The organism is uncultured Corynebacterium sp. (genome assembly GCF_902489365.1).
Taxonomy (GTDB): domain Bacteria; phylum Actinomycetota; class Actinomycetes; order Mycobacteriales; family Mycobacteriaceae; genus Corynebacterium.
Genome location: NZ_CABTZR010000148.1, coordinates 1 through 2,594, shown reverse-complemented (window position 1 = coordinate 2,594; position 2,594 = coordinate 1). Strand labels below are relative to the sequence as shown.

The following is a 2,594-nucleotide window of genomic DNA, read 5'->3' as shown; positions in this document are numbered from 1 at the left end:
TCGGCGTTGAGCTCGTTCGAGGGCTCGCCCTCGTTGGCCAGCAGCGCATAGCCACCATCGGCGGTGATATGGACGTTATCCGGCAAAGCTCCCACCATCACGCGACCCAGTTCGGCGGTAGCGAGGTCCTCGGCAGCGGCATTGAAGAACAGTGCCTCGCCCTCCTCGGTCTTGTCCGCCTGCTGGACTGCGGCTACAGCCAGGCCATCGGGGCGCACGGCTACGGAGTTGATTTCCTTGCCCTCGCCAGCAGAAATGGAACCGATGAGCGTGAGCTCGGTCGGATCTGAAGCATCGAGGACATCAATCTGGCCCGCATGCGCGTTGACGGTGAGAATGCGCTCGGAGGCCGGGTGGAAGGCCACGATCTCTGCGGCGGACTCTTCGTAGACCCCAGACTCATAGGTGCCAATCGGGGTGACCTTGAGGTTAGCGCCGGCAGTAGAGTGCTCGATGACATTCTCTACAATCGCAGCCGAGGAAGTCGGCACAGCCAGGCTAAGGCACGTGGCGGTCGCAGCGCACAGGGTGAGGGAGCGGCGGGAGATAGAACGAGACATGCAAAAAGACTCCTTGTTGCGAGACGAAAAGATTCCGCACCACCGTACGTTTTGCCTTCGTGCTTTTGGGGAACAGTAAGTTGCGACCAGGCGAGATCTGGGTAAACGTTCGGTGAACCGGTCGAATGCTAGGTAATGTGCGACGCGTGGAGAGCGGGGCGCTAAAATAAGCCACCATGACAACCATCCCGCAAGACTTCGAGCCTATCCACGCCTCTGATATCCAATTGGCCCAATCGCGAATTAGCTCGGAGATTGCCCCGACTCCGCTGCAGTACTGCCCGCGCCTGTCCCAGGAAACCGGCTATGAGGTGTACCTGAAGCGCGAAGACCTGCAGGATGTGCGCTCCTACAAGATCCGCGGGGCTATTTACGGAATGTCAAACCTTAGCGAAGAGCAGCGCGCGCAGGGGATCGTTACCGCCTCAGCGGGAAACCACGCCCAGGGCGTCGCCTACGCCTGCCGCACCATGGGAATCCACGGCAAGATCTACGTGCCGGAACCGACCCCGAAGCAAAAACGCGACCGCATCCTGGTTCACGGTGGTGATTTCGTGGAGTTGGTGGTCACCGGCGCTAACTTCGACGAGGCAGCTGCGGCCGCGCACGCGGATGCCGCTGAGCGCGGCGCCTTTTTCATCGAGCCTTTCGATTCGCGCGATACCGTCACCGGTCAGGGAACTGTGGCCGCGGAAATCGTGTCCCAGCTGTCCTCGATGGGCAAGTCCTTGGATACCGTCGTGGTCCCCGTGGGCGGCGGCGGACTCATCTCCGGCATCACCTCTTATCTCGCCGACATGGCCCCGCGCACCGCGGTAGTGGGCATTGAGCCGGCCGGGGCGGCGTCGCTGAGCGCTGCGTTTGCGGCCGGTGAGCCGGTAACTCTGGAGACCGTCGATCCCTTCGTCGATGGTGCCGCCGTCAAGCGCATCGGTGAGCTTCCCTTCAAGATTTTGGAGGCTAATCAGGGCCGCCTGCACCATGACACCGTCTCGGAAGGCGCCGTGTGCACGGAGCAGCTCGCGCTGTACCAAAACGAGGGCATCATCGCCGAACCCGCCGGCGCGCTGAGCGTGACCGGCCTGCGGACTCTCAACCTGCAGCCAGGCTCAACGGTGGTGTGCGTGATTTCCGGCGGCAACAATGACGTGCTGCGCTATGCCGAAATCATGGAGCGCTCCCTGGTACACCGCGGACTCAAGCACTACTTCCTGGTGAACTTCCCGCAGGAGCCCGGCCAGTTGCGCCACTTCCTCCAGGATGTTCTTGGCCCAGAGGACGACATCACGCTGTTCGAGTACCTCAAGCGCAACAACCGTGAGACCGGCGCCGCGCTGGTGGGCATCGAGTTGGGGAGTGCCGCAGGCATTGACGGACTACTCGAGCGCATGGAGAAGTCGAAACTCAATTGCCAGCAGCTTAAGCCGGGCACCCCCGAGTACGATTTCCTCGTCGCATAATGCAGGAGAGCTATCAGCGCCCCGTTGCCGGTGAGATCGTCGAGCACGAGATTGAGATCAAACGCTCGCGGTTTATTACCCTCATCGGCCGCGCCACGAACGAAGCGGAAGCACGCGCGCTTATTGACGCCGCCCGCGACCGCTTCCCCGACGCCCGCCACCATTGCTCGGCTTACATCTACCACGTCGACGGCTCGAATCCAGTGGAGCGCTCCTCCGATGATGGCGAGCCCTCCGGCACGGCGGGCAAGCCGATGCTCGACGTGCTGAAGGGCTCCGGCCTACTCGATATTTGTGCGGTCGTGGTGCGCTACTTCGGCGGCATCAAGCTGGGCGCAGGCGGGCTCGTTCACGCCTATGGCGGCGCCGTCAGCGAGGCGATGGAGCAGGTTGAGCCCGTCACGCGTGCCTTGCGCGAGCTCTACACCGTGGAGGTCTCCCACGCGGAGGCCGGGCGGCTGGAGGCGGAGTTGCGTAACCGTGGTATCGACATGGTGGATACAGCCTACGGCCAGGCGGTGACCTTCACCGTGTCTGTGGAACCCGGCGGCGAGGAGGAGCTCGCGGCGACGCT

At 62.8% G+C, this 2,594-nt stretch carries 2 protein-coding genes and 1 pseudogene; 2 read left to right on the top strand and 1 reads right to left on the bottom strand.

What is annotated here, in order from left to right; translation table 11 throughout:
• Positions 1-560, bottom strand: a pseudogene (locus RDN59_RS11960) (alkaline phosphatase); the annotation flags it as partial.
• A 176-nt stretch (positions 561-736) separates the two neighbouring features.
• Here RDN59_RS11960 and ilvA point away from each other — a divergent pair.
• Together ilvA and RDN59_RS11950 are read left to right on the top strand one after the other, a co-directional pair.
• Entirely contained in the window at positions 737-2,020 is a 1,284-nt protein-coding gene (gene ilvA, locus RDN59_RS11955; protein WP_308608027.1) for a threonine ammonia-lyase IlvA, read from the top strand.
• The coding region (locus RDN59_RS11950) for a YigZ family protein (protein WP_308608026.1) at positions 2,020-2,594 on the top strand (575 nt) is incomplete at its 3' end. The genes ilvA and RDN59_RS11950, both read left to right, overlap by 1 nt.